This is a genomic window from Mycobacterium sp. 1482292.6, assembly GCF_001672995.1.
Classification (GTDB): Bacteria; Actinomycetota; Actinomycetes; order Mycobacteriales; family Mycobacteriaceae; genus Mycobacterium; species Mycobacterium europaeum_A.
Map to the genome: position 1 here is coordinate 1 of NZ_LZKV01000080.1, position 20568 is coordinate 20568.

Genomic DNA, 20568 nt, shown 5'->3' on the forward strand with positions numbered 1-20568 from the left:
GCCCGGCGGGCGGGCGCCCAGGCCCGGCGAGCGATTCAGCCTGCCCGACCATGCGGCCACGCTGGAAACGATCGCCGCGACCAACGGAGAGGCGTTCTACCGTGGCGAACTGGCCGCCCGGCTCGAGGCGCACGCACTGGCGCACGGCGGGGCCATGCGGGCCGACGATCTGGCGGCCCACCGCGCCGACTGGGTGGGCACGGTCGACGGCGGCTACCGCGGATACACGGTGCACGAGATACCACCCAACGGCCAGGGAATCGTCGCGCTGATCGCCCTGGGCATCCTGGAACACTTCGACTTGGCCTCGCTGCCGGTCGATTCCGCGGACAGCGTGCACCTGCAGATCGAGGCGGTGAAGCTGGCGTTCGTCGACGCCCAGGCGTATGTCGCCGACATCGAGCACATGCCGCTGTCGCCCGAGCGCCTGTTGGACCAGGAGTACCTGAAGCAGCGCGCGGCACTGATCGACCGCCGACGGGCCAGGCCGGCATCCGCCGGCGCCCCGACGGGTGGAACCGTCTACCTGACCGCCGCCGACGCCGCGGGGATGATGGTGTCGATGATCCAGTCGAACTACATGGGGTTCGGCTCGGGCGTGGTGGTGCCGGGCACCGGGATCTCGCTGCAAAATCGTGGCGCGAATTTCACTGCCGCCCAAGGGCATCCGAACGCAGTGGCCCCGAACAAGCGCCCCTACCACACCATCATCCCGGGGTTTGTGACCAAAGACGGCGAACCGGTGTTGAGCTTCGGGGTGATGGGCGGAATGATGCAGCCCCAGGGGCACGTGCAGGTGATGGTGCGCATCGCCGACCACGGGCAGAACCCGCAGGCGGCGTGCGACGGCCCGCGGTTCCGGTGGGTGGAGGGCATGCAGGTCAGCTGCGAAACGGGGTTCCCGGTCGCAACGCTCGACGAGTTGCGCCGCCGCGGGCACGACCTGGTCGCCGTCGACGACTACAACCAATTCGGCAGCTGCCAGGCGATCTGGCGCCTCGACGGCGGCTATGTCGCGGCCAGCGATCCGCGTCGGGACGGTCAAGCCGCCGCCTTCTAGACGCGGATCTTGCCCTCGGCGGCCAGCTGGGCGATGTCGCTGCGGAAATGACTGCCCGGCAACCGGATCGAACGAACGACTTCGTAGGCCATGGATCGCGCGGCGGCCAGGTCCGCGCCGGTGCCCACCACCGACAGCACCCGGCCACCCGAGGAGACGATTTCCCCGTCGTCGCGCCGGGCCGTCCCGGCGTGCAGCACCCCGTCGGCTTCCGAGCCGACGATCACGTCACCCACCCGCGGACGGCCGGGGTAGCTCTCCGCCGCCACCACCACCGTCACGGCGGCGCCGTCGTGCCAGCGCAGCTCGCCGAAGTCCGCCAAGTTGCCGCTGCCGGCCGCGTACAACAACTGGCCGAGCGGTGATTCGAGCAGGGCTAGCACCGCCTGCGTCTCGGGATCGCCGAAGCGGCAATTGAATTCGACCACCGCGGGGCCGTTGGAGGTGATCGCGAGCCCGGCATACAGCAATCCGCTGAACGCGCTGCCGCGCGCAACCATCTCCGCCGCAACGGGTTCGACGATGTTGCTGACGACGTCGCGGTACACCTCGTCGGGCAGCCACGGCACCGGGGCGTAGGCGCCCATCCCGCCGGTGTTGGGCCCGGTGTCGCCATCGCCGACGCGCTTGAAATCCTGCGCCGGCAGCAGCGGCACCACGGTTTCGCCGTCGACCACGCAGAACAGCGACACCTCCGGGCCGTCCAGATAGGACTCCAGCAGCACCGGGTGTCCCGCCTCGAGGAGCCCGGCGGCGTGCGCGCGGGCGACGGCGCGATCCGCGGTCACCACCACGCCCTTGCCCGCCGCCAGGCGGTCGTCCTTGACCACCCAGGCCGCATCCCCCGCCGGCGGGCCGAACCGCTGCAGGGCGGCGTCTAAATGCGCCGGGTTATCGACGATTTCGCTGGTTGCGGTGCGCACCCCAGCCGCGGCCATGACCTCCTTGGCGAAGGCCTTGGAGCCTTCGATGCGGGCGGCGTCCTTGCTGGGGCCGAAGCAGACGATGCCGGCGGCTCGCACCGCGTCGGCCACCCCGAGCACCAGCGGCACCTCGGGACCGATGACCACCAGGTCGGCGCGGACCTCGCGCGCCAGGGCGACGACGTCGTCCGCCGAGGTGATATCGACCTCGTGCTGGTCGGCCAGCCGCGCGGTGCCGGCGTTGCCGGGAGCGACCGCCAGCCCCGTGACCTGGGGATCTTTGCGAAGCGCCAGCAGCAACGCATGCTCACGGGCACCGGAACCAATCACCAGGACACGCACGACACGTCAGACTAGCTGGTGCTGCGGCGCGCACCCACAGTCTCTAAAGGATTTTCTCGAGCAGCGCCTTGAGGTCGTTGCGCTGTGCGGCGGTGAGGCGCCCGAGGCGCTTGTCGAACTCGTCGGAGAGCAATCTCAGGCCGTTTTTGGCCGCCTGACGCCCGGCCGGGGTGAGCAGCAGCCGGTGCCGGCGCAGATCGGACGGGTCGATCTCGCGACGCACGAAGCCCGCCGCCTCGAGCCGCTTCAGGTACAGCGTCACCGTCGCCTTGGGCATGCTCAACGCCGCCGCCAGCGCGGCCGGGTAGGGGTGCTCGTCGATCTCGGCGAGCAGGAAGAGTTCCTTGGACTCGAGGCCCAGCGCGCAGATGTCGGCCTCGGCGCACGAGATGACCGAGAGCAGCACCCGGTAGTTCAGTGACCAGATCTTGGCCGCATCGACCGCAGACATCGACTTGCCAGATCGTTCAGGTATGAACTAGTTTTGTTTTGAACAACCGCATGGTCGAACAACTTACCAGGAAGTGGGCAGCATGCCGCTGGATGAATATGTGACACTCGGGCGATCCGGTCTGCGCGTCAGCCCCTTGTGCCTGGGCGCGATGACATTCGGCGAAGACCTCGGCTGGGGCACCAGTGTGGAAGAGTCCCAACAGATCATCGACCGCTACCTCGAACTCGGCGGCAACTTCATCGACACCGCCAACTTCTACACCCGGAGCCACTCCGAGAAGATCATCGGCGACCACGTCGGGCGCCACCCCGCCCGTCGCGATCGGCTGGTGATCGCGACCAAGTTCAGCGGCAACCTGTATCCGGGTGATCCCAACGGCGGCGGCTCGGGCCGCAAGTCGCTGATCAACGCCTGCGATAACTCGTTGCGGCGCTTGCAAACCGACTACATCGACCTGTACTGGCTGCACATCTGGGACGCCAACACCCCCATCGAGGAGACGATGGCGGCACTCGAGGACCTCGTCCGGGCCGGCAAGGTGCGCTACATCGGCGTCTCGGACACCCCGGCGTGGAAGATCGCCCAGGCCAACCTGATCGCCGGTTTCCGCGGCTGGTCTGCGTTCGTCGGGCTGCAGGTCGAGTACTCGCTGCTGGAGCGCGCCATCGAACAGGACCTGGTGCCGATGGCGGCCGAATTCGGGCTCGGCATCACCCCGTGGTCGCCGCTGAAGAGCGGCGTGCTGAGCGGTAAGTACACCCGAGCCAACAGCGGCCGGCACAACGCCGACCGCGGCGCCCTGGTCGACGCCTTCCTCAACGAGAAGACCTACGCCGTCATCGACGAACTCGAGGCCATCGCGAAGGCACACGATACCAACGTCGCCAGCGTCGCGCTGGCCTGGGTGCGTGCACAGCGTGCCGTCTCGTCCGTCATCATCGGCGCGCGCCGGCTCTCCCAGCTCGAGGACAACGTCCGCGCCGTCGACGTGACCCTCGGCGCCGACGAGCTGGCCCGGCTCGACGCCCTGACCAAGCCGAGCTTCGGCTTCCCGCACAACATGCTGGAGATGGCGCCGGGCATCATCAACGGCGGAACGACCGTCAACGGGGTCACCGCGCCGATCTCGGAATACGTGATGCCCGAAGGCGTTCAGCCGTACTGAATCGGCGACGAGGTCATCGAAAGTGCCTGATAGATCAGGCGGGTGTACATCCTGGTCCGCTCCGTTCCGGCTGGAGTGACTTGCCCCATCTTGTTCATGACGTAGGCGAATGTGGTGCGGCAGTAGGGATTCATGACCGCCATTGAGCCGCCCCAGCCACCCCAGTAGCAGACTCGTTCATCGGGCATGTCCGGCACCGCCTCCCGATGCGGTAGCGCGAAGCCGATGCCCCATCGTGCGGGCATGGCCAGCACCAGGTCGGTGCAGTTGGCCTGCTCCTCGAAGATCAGGTCGATCGTCTCGGGCCTAAGCAGCCGCACGCCGTTTACGCTGCCGCCCAACGAGATCGGCGACAATGAGCGCACCAACGAGCGGGCGTTGCCATGCCCGTTGGCCGAGCCGATCTCCGCGCGGCGCCATGCGGTGGTCTCCGCGGCCAGGGCGGCCGCTGAGGTGGGTGGCACGGCGGCGAACGTCTTGCGCATCGGATGGTCGTCGGGCACCGCGTCGAGGGGCACGTCCAGCGGCGGTGGCGGAACGAGCTCGGCGATGCGCTCGTCGTCCTCGGGCCGAGCACCGATCTGAAAATCGGCGCCGAGCGGTCCGCTGATCTGCTCGCGCACAAAGTCTTTCAGCGTCGAACCGGTGACGCGGCGGACGAGTTCACCGACGAGGTGACCGATGGTGATCGCGTGGTAGCCCGAGGCGGTCCCCGGCGGCCACCACGGCGCCTGGGCGGCGAGTTGCGATGTGGACTTGCCCCAGTCGTAAATGTCCTCGAGGCTGAAAGGCATCTCCCAGCCGGACACCCCCGAGGTGTGACTGAGGACGTGGCGCACCTCGATGCGCTCCTTGCCGTTGGCGGCGAACTCGGGCCAGTACTTGGCGACGGGGGCGAACGGGTCGAGCAGGCCGCGGTCGATCAGCATCAGCGCCGCCAGCGCGGTCACATTCTTGGTGCTGGAGAAGACGTTGACGATCGTGTCCTGGGACCATTCCCGGGTTTTCGCTCGATCGGCATACCCGCCCCAGATGTCGACCACGAGCTCGCCGCCGATATCGACAGCGATGGCGGCGCCCAACTCGCCACCCGTGGTGACCTCGTCAGCCAGCGCGGCGACGAGATCCTCGAAGCGGCTGTCGTAGTGGCCATGTAATACGCCCGTGGTGAAGTGGGCATCGATTCCGGCATGGTTTGCGGCAAGACTTGCCTGGCTGTTCATGTGTCGCCTCCATTCGTTGGTGACCTCACTATGGATCGCGGCGAGTGAAGGAACATCCGCCAAAGGGCCTAGGCGCGCGGGCGGACGACCGAGTGGCTTTCTACGTCTTTGTGCCGATGTTTGCCGCCTCCAACCAGCTCAAGCTGGCTAACATGGCTGAGACCGACCAACGCGTGGACACGCCACCATTGAACTGGAGCGACTTGGGCGTAACCGAGCTCCCGACCGGAACGGTGACGTTGCTGCTCGCAGACGTCGAGGGCTCGACGCGGCTCTGGCAGACCCAGCCCGAGCAGATGAGCGCCGCGATCGCACGGTTGGACCGGGCGGTATCGGACCTGGTTGCGCGGCACAGCGGGGTGCGCCCGGTGGAGCAGGGCGAGGGCGACAGCTTCGTGGTCGCCTTCGCCCGTGCTAGCGACGCCGCCGCCTTTGCTCTGCAGTTGCAGCGCACACCGCTGACGCCGATCCGTCTGCGGATCGGACTGCACACCGGCGAAGTGCAACTGCGCGACGAAGCAAACTACATCGGGCCGACCATCAACCGCGCGGCACGGCTGCGCGATCTCGCCCATGGGGGCCAGACGGTGCTGTCGGCGACCACAGCCGACCTGCTCGCCGACGCGGTTGGCACCCAAGCGTGGCTGCTCGACCTCGGCACGCACCCATTGCGGGATCTGCCCCGGCCCGAACGCGTAACGCAGCTCTGCCACGCCGACCTGCACAACGACTTCCCACCGCTTCGCGCATCGAAAAGCGCTGGGAAACAACACCTTCCGGCGCAGTTCACGAGTTTCGTCGGACGCGGCGCGGAAATCGAGGCCGTGCGGGAAATCGTCGTGGGCAACCGGTTGGTGACGCTGACCGGCGCGGGCGGTGTGGGCAAGACGCGTCTAGCAGTACAGATCGCGGACCGGATGGACACCGAGTTCACCGACGGCGTGTGGTACGTCGATCTGGCGCCGATCACCGATCCCGCCGTCGTACCGGTCGCCGTGACGCGGGCGTTGGGGCTGCCAGACCAAGCAGGGCTTTCGACGATGAACACGGTTACCCGGGCCATCGGCGGGCGGCGCATCCTCGTCGTGTTGGACAACTGCGAGCACCTGATCGACGCGTGCGCCACGCTGACCGAGGCGCTGCTGGGGGCGTGCCCCCAAGTGACTGTTCTCGCCACGAGCCGCGAGCCGATCCGGGTGGTCGGCGAAGTCGCCTGGGGAGTGCCCTCCCTGTCGCTGACTGACGAGGCGATCACGTTGTTTACCGACCGCGCGCACCAAGTGCGGCCTGATTTCGTTGTGACCGAACAGAACTCTGCCACCGTAGCGGAGATCTGCGAGCGCCTCGACGGCATACCCTTGGCGATCGAGTTGGCGGCCGCGCGGGTCCGCGCGCTGTCATTGGCGCAGATCCTCGACAGCCTGCACGACCGTTTCCGCCTGCTGACCGGCGGCGCGCGCACCGCCGTGCGCCGCCAGCAGACGTTGCGGGCGTCCGTCGACTGGTCGCACGCTCTGTTGACCGAGCCGGAACGCGTCCTGTTCCGCCGGGCAGCCGTATTCCACGGCGGTTTCGAACTCGATGCAGCACAACAGGTTTGCGGTGACACCGACGTCGAGAGCTACCAAATTCTCGACCAGCTCACGCTGCTCATCGACAAATCGCTCATTGCGGCAGAAGACGGCGGCTTCGGAACCCGATACCGGATGCTGGAGACGGTTCGTCAGTACGCGCTGGAAAAGCTCGGCGAGTCCGGCGAAGCCGACGCCGTGCGCGCGCGCCACCGCGACCACTACACCTCAATGGCCGCCCTGCTCGACGAGCCCGGCCGCACCGGCTATCAGAGCAGGGTCGAGCGCGCGGCAACAGAGATGGACAATCTGCGCGCAGCGTTCGCGTGGTGCCGGGAGAGTGGCGAGATCTCCGAGGCGCTGCGCCTCGCATCGGCGTTGCAACCGCTTTGGACCACTCGGGGCCGTGTTCGGGAGGGGACGGCCTGGTTCGAAGCGGCGCTCGCCGACGCGGCGGCGCGCAACGCGGAGGTGCCGCCTGCCGTCCGCGCCCGCGCGCTTGCAGATAACGCCACTCTCGAGGGCGCGCAGACCATTCACGACAACATGGACAAGGCATTGGAGGCCCTGGCACTCGCCCGCGAGATCGACGATCCGGCGCTGCTGGTTCGCGCGCTCGCCGGTTGCGGCATCATCGCCGCCTTTGACGCGGCTGCTGCCAGTTCGTACTTTGACGAAGCGCTCGGACTGGCCCGCGCCGTGGGCGATGACAGGAGCCTGAGCCAAATCCTGGCGTTCCAAGCGTTCGCCGCGGTTACCGGCAAGGGTGACGCGATCGCGGCGCGTGCGGCCGGCGAAGAAGGGCGTGACATCGCCGACGCGATCGGTGATGGCTACACCTCCCGCGCGTGCCGGTGGTGTATTGGCTTGGCGCAGCAGTGGGAAGCCGATCTCACCAGAGCCGTAGCGCAATTCCGGGCCCTGGTCGCGGAGGCCGAGGCGGCGCACGACGAAACATGGCGGATGTCAAGCCTCGTCAGCCTGGGCCACTATCTCGCCTTCGCGGGCGACCCGGACGAGGCCAGGGCCGCGGCCACCGCGGCGGTCGAAGCCGCCGCGGATTTCAGCGCGTTCAATCAGGGCTTCGCCTATGCCGCGCTGGCGGTGGCAAACCTGGCCGCGGGCGACGTGGAAGCAGCGGCCGCCGCCGGCGAGGCGGCGTGGGAGCGCATGAAGGCCCAACCCGAACTGGCCGCGGTCAACGTCATCCCACTCGCGGACGTTGCCCTCGCGCGGGGTGACCTGACGGTGGCCCGCCGCTTGGCCGACGATGCCGTCACCATCGCCCCCGGCATGCACCTGCTGCTCGCGCTGGCAAAGCGGGCGCGAATCGCGATCGCGCAAAACGATGTTGAGCAGGCGGCGCGTGATGCGCGTGATGCGCTCACCGGCGCCGGGGACCTGAAGGGGTATTACGTGGTCCCCGACGTCCTCGAATGCCTGGCCATCCTTGCGGCGAGCGCCGGGGCGAACCGAGAAGCCGGTCGCCTCTTCGGCGCCGCAGATGCGGTTCGCGGCCGCACCGGGTATGTGCGCTTCAAGATCTACGACGCCGCCTATGACGCGTCGGTGGCAGCGCTGCGCAAGGTCATGGGCGAGAACGACTTCCGCGCGGCATGGGCCGAGGGCGCGGCGCTGTCGATCGAGGAGGCGATCGCTTACGCGCAACGCGGGCGCGGCGAGCGCAAGCGACCGGCAACGGGATGGGATTCGCTGACCCCCGCCGAAATCAACGTGGTGAGGCTGGTCAGCGAGGGGCTGCCGAACAAAGCCATCGCCGGCCGGCTGTTCGTGTCCGCGCGAACGGTGCAGACGCATCTGAGCCACGTCTACTCCAAGCTGGGTATCAGCTCGCGAGTGCAACTTGCACAAGAGGCTTCACGCCACGCTTAGTCGTCCTTGTTGCCGGAGTGCATCTTCAGCGCGGCGTCGACGTTGCCCTTCTTGTCCTCCCCGGCGCCCTTCGCCGCGGCCTTCTTGCGTTTGGCCACCACGGCGTCGACGGCGCCGTTGAGCGCCGAACCCAGCGGGAAGCCGAGGTAGTGGGTGAGGAAGACCGCCATCTCCTTGAGCTCGTTCTCGGTGAGCTCGCCGTTGAGAAGCGCGGCGTTGATCTGGATCTCGGCCAGGTCGCGGTTTCCGATCGCGGTCACCGCGGTCAGCGTCATGATGCGCTTGTCGCGCATCGACAATCCCGGTCGCGTCCAGATGTTGCCGAACAGGTGGTCGACGGTCAGGTCGAAGTACGCGTCGCCCTCGATGTTCGGCATCTCCCAGCCGTAGACCTCGTTCATCTTCGCGAGGCCCTTGCTGCGCAGCTCGTCCATTACGCCTCTTTCTCCGTGTGTGGCACCCCGAGGCCCGCGGCCAACCGCTGGTAGGCCAGCTGGGCGAGTGGCAGATCGACCGACACCGATTCGCCGAGAGCCAACGCCAGGCTCAGGTCCTTCTCCCCCAGCTCGCGGGCGTGCAGGAAGGACTGGTACAAGAAGTTGTCCGGTTCAAGGTCTTTCATGTTGTCGCGGACGATGATCGCACCCGGGCCGCTGGTCAGCGCGTCGGTGTGGCGCACCACCCGGCCCAGCGCCTGCAGGTCCAGGCCGGCGGCCTCGGCGAGTTTCATGGCCTCGCAGGCCGCGGCGTACGAGGTGAACGTCAACATGTTGCGGGCCAGCTTCATTCGGGTGCCCGCCCCGGGCTCACCGGCGTGGATGACCACCGATGCCCAATGTTTGAAGGCCGGCTTGATCCGCTCGTACACCTCCCGCTCGGCGCCCACCATGGTGGCGAGTTCACCCTTCGCCGCGGCGGCCGCGCCACCGCTGACCGGCGCGTCGACGATATGGATGCCGTGCGGCTTGTGCTCGGCGGCGAGCTCGACGGCCGTGGTGTCGCTGATGGTCGAGTGGATCGCGATGACGGTGCCGGGCTTGGCGTGCGCGGCCAGCTCGCCGACCACCTCGCGCACCTGGGCGTCGTTGAGCACGGTGATGTGGATGAGGTCGGCGCCCGCGACGTCGGCGACGCTGTCGGCCAGGCCGGCGCCCTTTTCCACCAGCGGGGTCATCGCCTCGGTCCGGATGTCGTAAACCGTTATTCCGCCCGGCCATTCGGTCATCTTGGTGGCCATCGGCGCGCCCATGTTGCCCAGGCCGATGTAGCCAAGCTTCAGCTGATCAGTCATCTGGCATCGCCTCCCGTCACGACCGGATTATCTGTCCGCCGTCGACATTGAAGATCTGTCCGGTGATCCACGCGGCCTCGTCGGAGAGCAGGAACAGGCACATGCCGACCAGGTCCTCTGGCGTGCCCATCCGCGACAGCGGCAGGCCCTTGACGATGTCGTCGACCATCTCCTTCGGGGTGGTGGTCCGATTGGCCTCGGTGTCGATGGGGCCGGGGGCGATCGCGTTGATCCGGATCTTCTGGCCACCCAGTTCGCGGGACAGCTGCTGGGTCAGGCCGTTGATTCCCACCTTGGCCAGGGCGTAATAGTTCGCATAAAGCCATGCGGCGGTAGATGATTGGTTGACGATCGCGCCACCGCCACGCTTGGCCATCTTCTTGTACACCGCGCGCGTGCACCACAGCGCGCCGTCCAGGTTCACGCTCATGAACTTGCGGTAGTACTCAGGATCGATGGTGAGCAGGAAGTCCAGCTTCATGCCACCGAAGATCGCGGCGTTGTTGACCAGATAGTCGATGCCGCCGAATTCCGCGAGCGTGCGGTCGGCCATCTCCTTGGCCGACGCCGGGTCGGACACGTCGACCGGAATGCTGATGGCCGTTCCACCGTCGGCGACAATCTGTTTGGCGACCGCATCGGCGGCTTCGGCGTTGATGTCGGCGACCACCACCGCCGCGCCCTCGCGGGCCAGCGCCTCGGCGTACGCCTGCCCGATGCCGCCACCGGACCCGGTGACGATGCCGACTTTGTTCTCGAATCGCATGTTTTCCTCTCGGTCGCCTAATGGCGCGGTCACTGCACAGCGGTGGCGATGGTTTTGACTTCCAGGTATTCCTCGAAGCCGGCCACACCCATTTCGCGTCCGTTGCCGGATTGCTTGTATCCGCCGAACGGCGCGTCGGCGGAGTACCAGACACCGCCGTTGACATTGACGGTGCCTACCCGCATCCGCGACGCGAAGTTGGCCGCGCGTTCCGGGTCGGCGCTGAACACGGTGCCGGACAGGCCGTATGGCGAGTCGTTCGCGATGCGCAGCGCATCGTCTTCGCCGTCGTAGGCGATCACGGTGAGCACCGGTCCGAAAATCTCCTCACGGGCGGGCCGGGCGTCGTTGGTCAGGCCGGCGATCACGGTCGGTTCGATGAAGAAGCCGCGGTCCTTGTCCGCCGGGCGGCCGCCGCCGCAGGCGAACGTCCCGCCCTCGGCGATCGCCAGGTCGAGGTAGCTTTGCACCCGCTCCCGCTGCCGCGCCGAAATCACCGGCCCGCAAACGGTTCCGGAGTCGTTGGGGTCGCCGGGCTTGATCGAGCCCATGGTGCCCGCCGCGATCGCGACGGCCTCGTCGTAGCGGGCCCGCGGCACCACCAGCCGCGTCGTGATGGCGCACCCCTGCCCGGCGTGCATGGCCGCGGTGAACGCCGACATCGAGCACGCCCCGCCCAGGTCGGCATCCTCGAGAACGACGAACGCCGACTTGCCGCCGAGCTCCAGGAAAACCCGCTTGATGGTGGCGGCGGCGTCGCTCATGACGCTGCGGCCCGTCGCGGTCGACCCGGTAAATGAAACCATATCCACCCGAGGGTCTTTCGAGAGCAGTGCGCCGACCCGGTGGTCGTCGGACGTGATGATGTTGACGACGCCGGGCGGGAAGTCGGTGTGTTCGGCGATGATCTCACCGAGCACCGCGGCACACCAGGGCGTGTCCGGTGCGGGCTTGAGCACCACGGTGTTGCCGGCGGCCAGCGCGGGCCCCAGTTTGGCGAGGTTGATCTGGTGCGGGAAGTTCCACGGCGTGATGGCGCCGACGACGCCGACGGCTTCGCGCGCGATCGTGCGCCGGGTCGGGATGCCCATCGGCGACGCCTGGCCGAGGTCTTGGTTCCACTCGTAGGACTCGGCGGTGTCGGCGGCGAAGCTCAGGTCACCGACCGGTCCCTCCAGTTGCGCGGCCGAGGTGAGCATCCGCGGGGCGCCGACCTCGGCGATGGTGATGTCGCGCAACTCTTCGATGTGGTCGCGCATCGCGTCGCGCAGCTGCCGGATGCAGCGCACCCGCAATTCGGTGTTGCGGGACCAGTCGGTCTCGTCGAAGGCGCGCCGCGCGGCGTCGATCGCGCGGTCCAGGTCGCCGGCGTCCGCGTTCGCGGCGACGCCCAGCACTTCCTCGGTCGCCGGGTTCACCGTGGGGAAGTTGCCGGCGCTGCCGGCCGACAGCTTGCCGTCGATGAACAGTTCACTCACGCCGTCGGCCAATAAGGCCATGTCCCGCTCCCGTCTGTGTGCGGCCAACCCGGCACGCCAATCTAGTGGACAGCTGTCCGATATTGTCCGATCGAACCATAGCCGCCAGGCCGTCGGCGGTGCAAGAGCCGATCTCGAGCATCCCTCGCCGAGAGGGTTGAAATGGGTATTACGCTGCGTATTTCGGCTGCGGGGTTGCCTCGCGCCGATCCGATCCTCTAGCTTGGACATGTGTCCAGCGATGCACTGGTGACGATCACCTCCGGCGGCGACCGCCAGGCCGGTCAGCCGGCGCGCAACCGTCGCCAGGAGGAGACGTTCCGCAAGGTGCTCGCGGCGGGCATCGAAACCCTGCGGGAGAAGTCCTACGCCGACCTGACGGTGCGGGCGGTCGCGGCGCGGGCCAAGGTCGCACCGGCGACCGCGTACACCTACTTCTCGTCGAAGAACCACCTGATCGCCGAGGTCTATCTGGACCTGGTACGCCAGGTTCCGTTCTTCACCGACGTCAACGACCCGATGCCGGTCCGGGTGGACAAGGTGTTGCGGCACCTGGCGCTGGTGGTCGCCGACGAGCCGGAGGTCGGCGCCGCATGCACGACGGCCTTGCTCGGCGGCGGGACCGATCCCGCGGTGGGTGCGGTGCGCGACCGCATCGGCGCCGAGATCCACCGCCGCATCGCGACCGCCATCGGCCCCGGGGCCGACCCTAACACCGTGACCGCGCTCGAAATGATGTTCTTCGGCGCACTGGTCCAGGCGGCCAGTGGCCAGTTCACCTATCACCAGATCGCCGACCAATTGGCCTATGTGGTGAATCTGATCTTGCCCGGCCCCGGCGAGACAAACCAGGAGACACGAACCTAAATGACCGTCCATGTGGGCGACCACGAGCTGGTCCTCGACCCCTACGACTACGACTTCCACGAAGATCCGTACCCGTACTACCAGCGGCTGCGCGACGAGGCCCCGCTGTATCGCAACGACGAGCTGAAGTTCTGGGCGTTGTCGCGCCACCAGGACGTGCTGCAGGGATTCCGCAACAGCACAACGCTTTCCAACAAGTTCGGCGTCTCGCTGGACCCCGCCTCGCGCGGCCCGCACGCCAGCAAGACGATGAGCTTCCTCGCGATGGACGATCCCGCCCACCTGCGGCTGCGCACCCTGGTCTCAAAGGGCTTCACGCCCAGGCGGATTCGCGAACTCGAGCCGCGGGTCACCGAGATCGCGACGCAGCATCTCGACACCATGATGGAAAAGGCGCAAGGCGGCACCGTCGACTACGTCGACGAGTTCGCCGGCAAGCTGCCGATGGACGTCATCTCCGAGCTGATGGGTGTCCCCGAGCCGGATCGGGATCAGGTACGGGCCTGGGCCGACGGGGTGATGCACCGCGAGGAGGGCGTCACCGACGTGCCGCCGGAGGCCGTCGAAGCCTCCCTCAACCTGATCGTCTACTACCAGCAGATGGTGGCCGAGCGGCGCGAGCAGCTGACCGACGACCTGACCTCCGCGCTGCTGGAGGCCGAGATCGACGGCGACCGGCTCACCGACGACGAGGTCCTCGGCTTCATGTTCCTGATGGTGATCGCCGGCAACGAGACCACCACCAAACTGCTTGCCAATGCCGCGTTTTGGGGTCACAAGAACCCGGATCAACTGACGCCGGTCTACGAGGACCTGACGCGGGTGCCGCTGTGGGTGGAGGAGACCCTGCGCTACGACACCTCCAGCCAGATCCTGGCTCGTACCGTGTCCGGGGAGCTCACCCTGTATGACACCACCATTCCCGAGGGCGACGTCCTGCTGCTGTTGCCCGGGTCCGGGCACCGCGACGAGCGGGTCTTCGACAACCCTGACGACTACCTCATCGGGCGCGAAATCGGGCCCAAACTATTGAGTTTCGGTAGCGGCGCACACTTTTGCCTGGGCGCGCATCTAGCGCGGATGGAAGCCCGGGTTGCGCTCACCGAGTTGTTCAAGCGAATCCGCGGCTACGAGGTGGACGAGGCCAACGCCGTCCGCGTCCACTCGAGCAATGTCCGCGGATTCGCTCACCTACCAATGAGCGTGGAGGTCCGCTGAATGCCCCGCTTTGAACCCTTGCCCGAACGCCGGCCCGCGATCGTGGCCGGCGCTTCCTCCGGCATCGGAGAGGCCACCGCCATCGAGCTCGCGGCGCACGGCTTCCCGGTCGCGCTGGGCGCCCGCCGGGTGGAGAAGCTCGAGGACATCGTCGGAAAGATCAACGCCGACGGTGGCGAGGCGGTGGGATTCCATCTGGACGTCACCGACCCGAATTCGGTGAAATCTTTTGTGGCACAGTCGACCGACGCGCTCGGCGACATCGAGGTGCTGGTGGCCGGAGCGGGTGACACCTACTTCGGCAAGCTCGCCGAGATCACTACCGACGAATTCGAGTCGCAGCTGCAGATCCACCTGGTCGGCGCCAACCGGTTGGCCACCGCGGTGTTGCCCGGCATGCTCGAGCGACAGCGCGGCGACCTGATCTTCGTCGGATCCGACGTCGCCCTGCGTCAGCGCCCGCACATGGGTGCCTACGGCGCGGCCAAGGCCGCGCTGGTCGCGATGGTCACCAACTTCCAGATGGAACTCGAGGGCACCGGCGTGCGGGCCTCGATCGTGCACCCCGGCCCCACGAAGACGTCGATGGGCTGGAGCCTGCCGGCCGAGAAGATCGGGCCGGCGCTGGAGGACTGGGCCAAGTGGGGCCAGGCCCGCCACGACTACTTCCTGCGCGCGGCGGACTTGGGACGCGCCATCACGTTCGTCGCCGAGACGCCGCGCGGTGGCTTCATCGCCAACATGGAGCTTCAGCCCGAAGCACCGCTGGCCGACAACAAAGACCGCCAGAAACTCGCGCTCGGCGAAGAGGGGATGCCGTCATGACCACAACAGCTACGGTGCCCCGGGTTTCCGGCGGCGAGGAAGAGCACGGCCACCTCGAGGAATTCCGCACCGACCCAATCGGTTTGATGAAGCGCGTCCGCGAGGAATGCGGGGACGTCGGCTGGTTCCAACTGGTCGACAAGCACGTCATCCTGCTGTCCGGTGCCGGCGCCAACGAGTTCTTCTTCCGCTCCGCCGACGAGGACCTCGACCAGGCCGAGGCGTATCCGTTCATGACGCCGATCTTCGGCAAGGGCGTCGTGTTCGACGCCAGCCCGGAGCGGCGCAAGGAGATGCTGCACAACTCGGCGTTGCGCGGCGAGCAGATGAAGGGGCACGCGGCCACCATCGAGGGCGAAGTCAAGAAGATGATCGCCGACTGGGGCGACGAGGGCGAGATCGAGCTGCTCGACTTCTTCGCCGAGCTGACCATCTACACCTCGACCGCGTGTCTGATCGGGCTGAAGTTTCGTGAGCAGCTCGACCACCGGTTCGCCGAGTACTACCACGAGCTGGAACGCGGCACCGACCCGCTGTGCTACGTCGACCCCTACCTGCCGATCGACAGCTTCCGGCGCCGCGACGAGGCGCGCGTGAAACTGGTTGCGCTGGTGCAAGAAATCATGGATCAGCGGCTGGCCAACCCGCCGAAGGACAAGGCCGACCGCGACATGCTCGACGTGCTGGTCTCGATCAAGGACGAGGACGGCCGGCCCCGGTTCTCCGCCGACGAGGTCACCGGGATGTTCATCTCGCTGATGTTCGCCGGGCACCACACCAGTTCGGGGACCTCGGCCTGGACGTTGATCGAGTTGATCCGCCATCCCGAGGTGTACGCCGAGGTGCTGGCCGAGCTCGAGGAGCTCTACGCCGACGGCCAGGAGGTGAGTTTCCATGCGCTGCGCTCGATTCCAAAGCTGGACAACGTGGTCAAGGAAACCTTGCGCCTGCACCCGCCGCTGATCATCCTGATGCGCGTCGCCAAGGGCGAGTTCGAGGTCGAGGGCTTTCCCATTCACACCGGTGATTACGTCGCGGCCTCCCCGGCGATCTCCAACCGGATCCCCGAGGACTTTCCCGACCCGGACGCGTTCAAGCCCGACCGCTACAACAAGCCCGAGCAGGCCGACATCGTCAACCGGTGGACCTGGATTCCCTTCGGCGCGGGCCGGCACCGCTGCGTCGGCGCCGCGTTCGCCCAGATGCAGATCAAGGCGATCTTCTCGGTCCTGTTGCGCGAGTATGAATTTGAGATGGCTCAGCCGGCAGACAGCTATCACAACGATCACTCCAAGATGGTGGTGCAGCTCGCGCGCCCGGCCAAGGTGCGCTACCGCAAGCGCAGCGCGTAAGGGAGTAAGTCCAATGGGCGGATTCAGGATCGAAGCGGATCTGGATTTGTGTCAGGGCCACGCCATGTGCGAACTGGAGGCGCCGGACTACTTCCGGGTGCCCAAGCGGGGCAAGGTCGAGATCGTCGACCCCGAACCGCCCGAGGACGCCCGCGACGAGGTCGAGCGCGCGGTCGATATGTGTCCCACGCAAGCACTGTTCATCAAAGAGAAAGAAGACTGAGGACCCATGACTTCCAAGACGTCACACTCACGCGAAGACCTCGAGGCATGGGTCGACCGCTGGCTGCAGGCCAACAAGGACTGCGAAAAGGCCGGTGACTGGCGGCCGTTGGCCGACTTCTACACCCAAGACGCCACCTACGGCTGGAACATCGGCCCCAAAGAGGACGTGATGTGCGTCGGGATCGACGAGATCCGCGACATCGCGCTCGGCCTGGAGATGGAGGGGCTGGAGAACTGGGTGTACGAATACCAGAAGGTGCTCATCGACGAGAAGCAGGGCGAGATCGTCGGCTTCTGGAAGCAGATCGTCAACAAGAACGACGGCACCCGGGACGAGATCTACGGCATCGGGGGCAGCTGGTTCCGACTCAACGAGGACCGGCTCATCGAGTGGCAGCGCGACTTCTTCGACTTCGGCCACGTCGCGTACATGTTCGGCAAGCTCATCGAGTCCGGGGATCTGAGCGACGGCATGCAGAAGCGCATCGAGCGCAGCGTCGCCGGGGAAAAGCTGCCCGGCTACTACCCGCTTGGCGAGGCTCCCGTCCCCATCTGGTGAGGGGGAGCCAACCAAGCATTTGATTTGTTGCACGCGCTATGCTGACGCGACAAGGGTGCCTGTGGCACTCGTCACCTAGCTGGCCGGCATGAAGGGGCCGGTCAGCTCTGATCAATTCAAAGGCGAAATGGGGTCAGGACCATCGTGAAGACAAAAGGCGCACTGATCTGGGAGTTCAACCAGCCCTGGTCTATCGAGGAAATCGAGATCGGCGACCCGCAAGCGCATGAGGTCAAGATCCAGATGGAAGCGGCGGGCATGTGCCACTCCGACCATCACCTGGTCACCGGGGGCATCCCGATGGCCGGTTTCCCGGTGCTCGGCGGCCACGAGGGCGCGGGCATCGTCACCGAGGTCGGTCCCGGCGTGGACGACATCGCCCCGGGTGACCACGTCGTGCTGTCGTTCATCCCGTCGTGTGGGCAGTGTCCGACCTGTCAGGCCGGCATGCGCAACCTCTGCGACCTGGGCGCCGGCCTGCTGGGCGGCGCCGCGGTGTCCGACGGCACCTTCCGCATCCAGGCCCGCGGCCAGAACGTCTACCCCATGACGCTGCTGGGAACGTTCTCCCCCTACATGGTCGTGCACCGCAGCTCGGTGGTGAAGATCGACCCGTCAGTCCCGTTCGAGGTCGCCGCGCTGGTCGGCTGCGGCGTCACCACCGGTTACGGCTCGTCGGTCCGCACCGCTGACATCCGCCCGGGCCAGGACGTCGCCATCGTCGGCGTCGGCGGGGTGGGCATGGCGGCGCTGCAGGGAGCCGTCAACGCCGGCGCCCGCTACATCTTCGCGATCGACCCGGTCGAGTGGAAGCGCGACCAGGCGCTGAAGTTCGGCGCCACCCACGTCTACCCCGACATCTTCGCGGCGATGGCGGGCATGGCCGAGGTCACCTACGGCCTGATGGCCCACAAGGTCGTGGTCACCGTGGGCGAGCTGCAGGGCGCCGACGTCGACAACTACCTGAACATCACCCAGAAGGGCGGCACCTGCGTGCTGACCGCCATCGGCAGCCTGCTGGACACCAACGTCAACCTGAACCTGGCGATGCTGACCCTGATGCAGAAGAACCTGCAGGGCACCATCTTCGGTGGCGGCAATCCGCAGTACGACATCCCGCAGCTGCTGTCGATGTACAAGGCCGGCAAGCTGAACCTGGACGACATGATCACCCGCCAGTACAAGCTGGAGCAGATCAACGACGGCTACCAGGACATGCTGGACGGCAAGAACATTCGCGGCGTCATCCGGTTCACCGACGCCGACCGGTAACCACTTGTCAGCCGCGTCCGCTCAGTGACCGGCTTCGGCCACCTCATGGCGCCGGGACGCATCGGCGCCATGAGCGTGCGCAACCGCCTGGTCATGTCTCCGATGGAGACGATGTACGGCACCCCGGACGGGCTGCCGTCGCAGCGCACCCGCGACTACTTCGCGGCCCGCGCCCGCGGCGGTGTCGGGCTGATCACGTTGGGCGCCACCGGGGTTGACCATCACCACCCCGAGACTCCCGGCGGCTTGCATCTGTCCACCGATGATGCCGTCGCCGCGCATCGGGCGCTGGTGGAGGCGGTGCACGAGCACGGCGCCAAGATCCAGCCCCAGATCGTGCACGCCGGGCCCGACGGCTTGGGACCGGAGATCTTCGGTGTCGAGTCGCTGGGCCCGTCGGTGATCCCGTCCTACCTCACCGGGCGCCCGTCGGCCGAGATCAGCGCGCGGCAACTGACCCAGGTGTTCGATCTGTTCAAGGCCGCGGCCCGGCGCGCCGTCGAGGCCGGCTACGACGGCATCGAGCTGCACGCCGCGCACGGCTACATGCTGCTGGGCTCCTTCCTTGCGCCGCAACGCAATCGGCGCACCGACGAGTACCGCGGTGACTCGGCGTGCGGCCGGGCGCGGGTGGTGCTCGAGGCGCTGGCCGCGATCCGCTCCGAGATCGGCGACGCCCTGCCGATCACGCTGCGCATCTCCGGGTACGAACGCGTCGCCGGCGGCCGGGCCATCTACGAAACCGCCCGGCTGGCACCCGAACTCGTCGCCGCCGGGGTTGACGCGTTCCACGTCAGCGGCGGGGTGATCGATCGGCTGGTCACCGGCATGGTCAACGGCGCCGACGACGGCGACGAGCTCAACGTCGGTGCCGCGGCCGCGGTCAAGCAGGTGGTCGACGTGCCGGTGATCGCCGTCGGCCGCATCCACGACCCCGTGCGCGCCGAACGGATCCTGGCCGACGGCCGTGCCGATTTCATCGCCATGGGACGCCCGCTGCTGGCCGACCCCGACCTGCCCCGCAAGATCTCGTCCGGCCAGGCGCACCGGGTCCGCAGGTGCATCTCGTGCGAAAACTGCATCGACGCAATGGAACAGCGCTTCTCGGTCGATTGCGCGGTCAATCCGCGCACCGGCAAGGAACGGCAATTGGCGGCGGCCCGCGCCGACCGCGCGAAACGGGTGGTGGTGATCGGCGGTGGCCCGGCGGGGCTGGAGGCCGCGCGCGTCGCCGCCGAACGCGGCCACCGCGTCACGCTGTTCGAGCGCAGTGCGCAGCTGGGCGGCGCGCTGCGCTGGGCCTCGGTGCTGCACCCGGAAAACCAGCCGTTCCTGCGGTACCTGTGCGACGAGCTCAGGGCGAGCCGGGCCAAAATTCATCCGGGCCATAGTGTTTCGGCCGGCGACGTCGTCGCGTCCGCACCGGACGCGGTGATCGTGGCCACCGGTGGCCGTGTCGTCGTGCCGCCGATCCCCGGCGCCGATCGCGCGCACGTGCACACCGGGCCCGCGCTGCGCGAATTGCTAGGTGGCCGTGCCCAATCCGGCGCGCCGGCCTGGCAGCGCCTCGGCGCCGCTGTGTTGTCCGGCCGGCGGCAGCGGCTGCTGCGGCCGGCCGCGATCCGACTGGCCAGCCGGGCGTGGATGCCGCTCGGGCGGCGCGTGGTCATAGTCGGCGGTGACCTGGTCGCCCTGGAATTGGCGGAATTCCTTGCCGGCCGGGGCCGGTTGGTGGCCATCCTGGAAGCCGGCAAGGACATCGCGCCCGAGGTGGGCAATAAACGCAAGACCGAACACATGAATCGTCTCGACCGGCTGGGCGTCACCGTGCACGTGCGCGCCGTTACCGAACGCATCACCGCCGATGCGGTGGAGTTCACCCCCGACGGGGGAACCATCCGGCGCCTGGCCGCCGACAGCGTCGTGCTGGCCGGCACGGTCGAGCCGGACACCGCGCTGTTCGACGCCCTGGTCGACGCCCTGCCCGACGCCGAGGTGCACGCCGCCGGTGACTGCACCGGACTGGGTCTTATCCGCAAAGCCACCGAGGAAGGCGCGCGTGCCGCGTGCGCAATCTAGTGACA

18 protein-coding genes are annotated in these 20568 nt (G+C 67.4%); 11 read left to right on the forward strand and 7 right to left on the reverse strand.

The genetic code is table 11. The annotated features are described in order from the left end of the window. A partial coding sequence (locus A5624_RS07480; RefSeq protein ID WP_066863943.1) for a gamma-glutamyltransferase family protein occupies positions 1–1060 on the forward strand: 1060 nt, incomplete at its 5' end. Here the strand turns inward: A5624_RS07480 and purD are convergent. Together purD and A5624_RS07490 are read right to left on the reverse strand one after the other, a co-directional pair. Further along, on the reverse strand, positions 1057–2325 hold the full coding sequence (purD, locus tag A5624_RS07485; RefSeq protein ID WP_066863946.1) for a phosphoribosylamine--glycine ligase: 1269 nt from the start codon (positions 2323–2325) through the stop codon (positions 1057–1059). The two genes, A5624_RS07480 and purD, sit on opposite strands and share 4 nt — an antisense overlap. A 43-nt stretch (positions 2326–2368) precedes the next feature. Continuing rightward, positions 2369–2776 carry a MarR family winged helix-turn-helix transcriptional regulator gene (locus tag A5624_RS07490; RefSeq protein WP_066863949.1) on the reverse strand — a complete coding sequence of 136 codons (408 nt, stop codon included), beginning with the start codon at positions 2774–2776 and terminating at the stop codon, positions 2369–2371. A gap of 73 nt (positions 2777–2849) precedes the next feature. Here A5624_RS07490 and A5624_RS07495 point away from each other — a divergent pair, with 73 nt between their 5' ends. Then, entirely contained in the window at positions 2850–3944 is a 1095-nt protein-coding gene (locus tag A5624_RS07495; protein ID WP_066863952.1) for an aldo/keto reductase, read from the forward strand. Here the strand turns inward: A5624_RS07495 and A5624_RS07500 are convergent. Continuing rightward, positions 3932–5167, reverse strand: coding sequence for a serine hydrolase domain-containing protein (locus A5624_RS07500; protein ID WP_082990515.1), 1236 nt, complete (start codon positions 5165–5167; stop codon positions 3932–3934). The two genes, A5624_RS07495 and A5624_RS07500, sit on opposite strands and share 13 nt — an antisense overlap. 152 nt (positions 5168–5319) lie before the next feature. Here A5624_RS07500 and A5624_RS07505 point away from each other — a divergent pair, with 152 nt between their 5' ends. Beyond that, positions 5320–8631, forward strand: coding sequence for a LuxR C-terminal-related transcriptional regulator (locus tag A5624_RS07505; protein ID WP_066864043.1), 3312 nt, complete (start codon positions 5320–5322; stop codon positions 8629–8631). Here the strand turns inward: A5624_RS07505 and A5624_RS07510 are convergent. From A5624_RS07510 to A5624_RS07525, 4 genes are read right to left on the reverse strand one after another with little or no spacing between them, the layout of a single operon-like run. Further along, positions 8628–9065, reverse strand: coding sequence for a carboxymuconolactone decarboxylase family protein (locus A5624_RS07510; RefSeq protein ID WP_066863955.1), 438 nt, complete (start codon positions 9063–9065; stop codon positions 8628–8630). The genes A5624_RS07505 and A5624_RS07510 overlap by 4 nt on opposite strands. Further along, positions 9065–9922 (reverse strand): NAD(P)-dependent oxidoreductase, encoded by an 858-nt coding sequence (locus A5624_RS07515; protein ID WP_066863958.1) that lies wholly within the window; start codon positions 9920–9922, stop codon positions 9065–9067. The genes A5624_RS07510 and A5624_RS07515 overlap by 1 nt, the downstream gene beginning before the upstream one ends. A 16-nt stretch (positions 9923–9938) precedes the next feature. Continuing rightward, on the reverse strand, positions 9939–10688 hold the full coding sequence (locus A5624_RS07520) for an SDR family oxidoreductase (RefSeq protein ID WP_066863960.1): 750 nt from the start codon (positions 10686–10688) through the stop codon (positions 9939–9941). Positions 10689–10717: 29 nt separating this feature from the next. Beyond that, positions 10718–12187 carry an aldehyde dehydrogenase gene (locus tag A5624_RS07525; RefSeq protein WP_066863963.1) on the reverse strand — a complete coding sequence of 490 codons (1470 nt, stop codon included), beginning with the start codon at positions 12185–12187 and terminating at the stop codon, positions 10718–10720. Between the two features lie 210 nt (positions 12188–12397). Between A5624_RS07525 and A5624_RS07530 the strand changes: the two genes are divergently transcribed. The 8 genes from A5624_RS07530 to A5624_RS07565 all read left to right on the forward strand — a co-directional run bounded on the left by A5624_RS07530 (position 12398) and on the right by A5624_RS07565 (position 20563). Then, positions 12398–13033 (forward strand): TetR/AcrR family transcriptional regulator, encoded by a 636-nt coding sequence (locus tag A5624_RS07530; protein ID WP_066863966.1) that lies wholly within the window; start codon positions 12398–12400, stop codon positions 13031–13033. Then, positions 13034–14251: a cytochrome P450 gene (locus tag A5624_RS07535; protein ID WP_066863969.1), complete on the forward strand. Its 1218-nt coding sequence runs from the start codon at positions 13034–13036 to the stop codon at positions 14249–14251. After that, a complete protein-coding gene (locus A5624_RS07540; RefSeq protein WP_066863971.1) occupies positions 14252–15076 on the forward strand; it encodes an SDR family oxidoreductase in 825 nt (274 codons plus the stop codon). Next, positions 15073–16428 (forward strand): cytochrome P450, encoded by a 1356-nt coding sequence (locus A5624_RS07545; protein WP_066863974.1) that lies wholly within the window; start codon positions 15073–15075, stop codon positions 16426–16428. The genes A5624_RS07540 and A5624_RS07545 overlap by 4 nt, the downstream gene beginning before the upstream one ends. Positions 16429–16441: 13 nt before the next feature. After that, the gene (locus tag A5624_RS07550) at positions 16442–16651 is read left to right on the forward strand and encodes a ferredoxin (RefSeq protein ID WP_066863977.1); all 210 of its coding nucleotides are present in this window, start codon (positions 16442–16444) and stop codon (positions 16649–16651) included. A 6-nt stretch (positions 16652–16657) separates the two neighbouring features. Next, positions 16658–17212 (forward strand): hypothetical protein, encoded by a 555-nt coding sequence (locus A5624_RS07555; RefSeq protein WP_066863980.1) that lies wholly within the window; start codon positions 16658–16660, stop codon positions 17210–17212. Positions 17213–17356: 144 nt separating this feature from the next. Further along, positions 17357–18484 (forward strand): NDMA-dependent alcohol dehydrogenase, encoded by a 1128-nt coding sequence (locus A5624_RS07560; RefSeq protein WP_066863983.1) that lies wholly within the window; start codon positions 17357–17359, stop codon positions 18482–18484. A 24-nt stretch (positions 18485–18508) separates the two neighbouring features. After that, a complete protein-coding gene (locus A5624_RS07565; RefSeq protein WP_066863986.1) occupies positions 18509–20563 on the forward strand; it encodes an FAD-dependent oxidoreductase in 2055 nt (684 codons plus the stop codon). Positions 20564–20568 lie beyond the last annotated feature (5 nt).

What these genes read in the sequence shown, in the direction of transcription:
- A5624_RS07490 (WP_066863949.1), bottom strand. Translation starts at nt 2,776, where the DNA reads ATGTCTGCGGTCGATGCGGCCAAGATCTGGTCACTGAACTACCGGGTG.
- A5624_RS07535 (WP_066863969.1), top strand. Translation starts at nt 13,034, where the DNA reads ATGACCGTCCATGTGGGCGACCACGAGCTGGTCCTCGACCCCTACGAC.
- A5624_RS07515 (WP_066863958.1), bottom strand. Translation starts at nt 9,922, where the DNA reads ATGACTGATCAGCTGAAGCTTGGCTACATCGGCCTGGGCAACATGGGC.
- A5624_RS07520 (WP_066863960.1), bottom strand. Translation starts at nt 10,688, where the DNA reads ATGCGATTCGAGAACAAAGTCGGCATCGTCACCGGGTCCGGTGGCGGC.
- A5624_RS07540 (WP_066863971.1), top strand. Translation starts at nt 14,252, where the DNA reads ATGCCCCGCTTTGAACCCTTGCCCGAACGCCGGCCCGCGATCGTGGCC.
- A5624_RS07510 (WP_066863955.1), bottom strand. Translation starts at nt 9,065, where the DNA reads ATGGACGAGCTGCGCAGCAAGGGCCTCGCGAAGATGAACGAGGTCTAC.
- A5624_RS07545 (WP_066863974.1), top strand. Translation starts at nt 15,073, where the DNA reads ATGACCACAACAGCTACGGTGCCCCGGGTTTCCGGCGGCGAGGAAGAG.
- A5624_RS07525 (WP_066863963.1), bottom strand. Translation starts at nt 12,187, where the DNA reads ATGGCCTTATTGGCCGACGGCGTGAGTGAACTGTTCATCGACGGCAAG.
- A5624_RS07505 (WP_066864043.1), top strand. Translation starts at nt 5,320, where the DNA reads ATGGCTGAGACCGACCAACGCGTGGACACGCCACCATTGAACTGGAGC.
- A5624_RS07500 (WP_082990515.1), bottom strand. Translation starts at nt 5,167, where the DNA reads ATGAACAGCCAGGCAAGTCTTGCCGCAAACCATGCCGGAATCGATGCC.
- A5624_RS07555 (WP_066863980.1), top strand. Translation starts at nt 16,658, where the DNA reads ATGACTTCCAAGACGTCACACTCACGCGAAGACCTCGAGGCATGGGTC.
- A5624_RS07550 (WP_066863977.1), top strand. Translation starts at nt 16,442, where the DNA reads ATGGGCGGATTCAGGATCGAAGCGGATCTGGATTTGTGTCAGGGCCAC.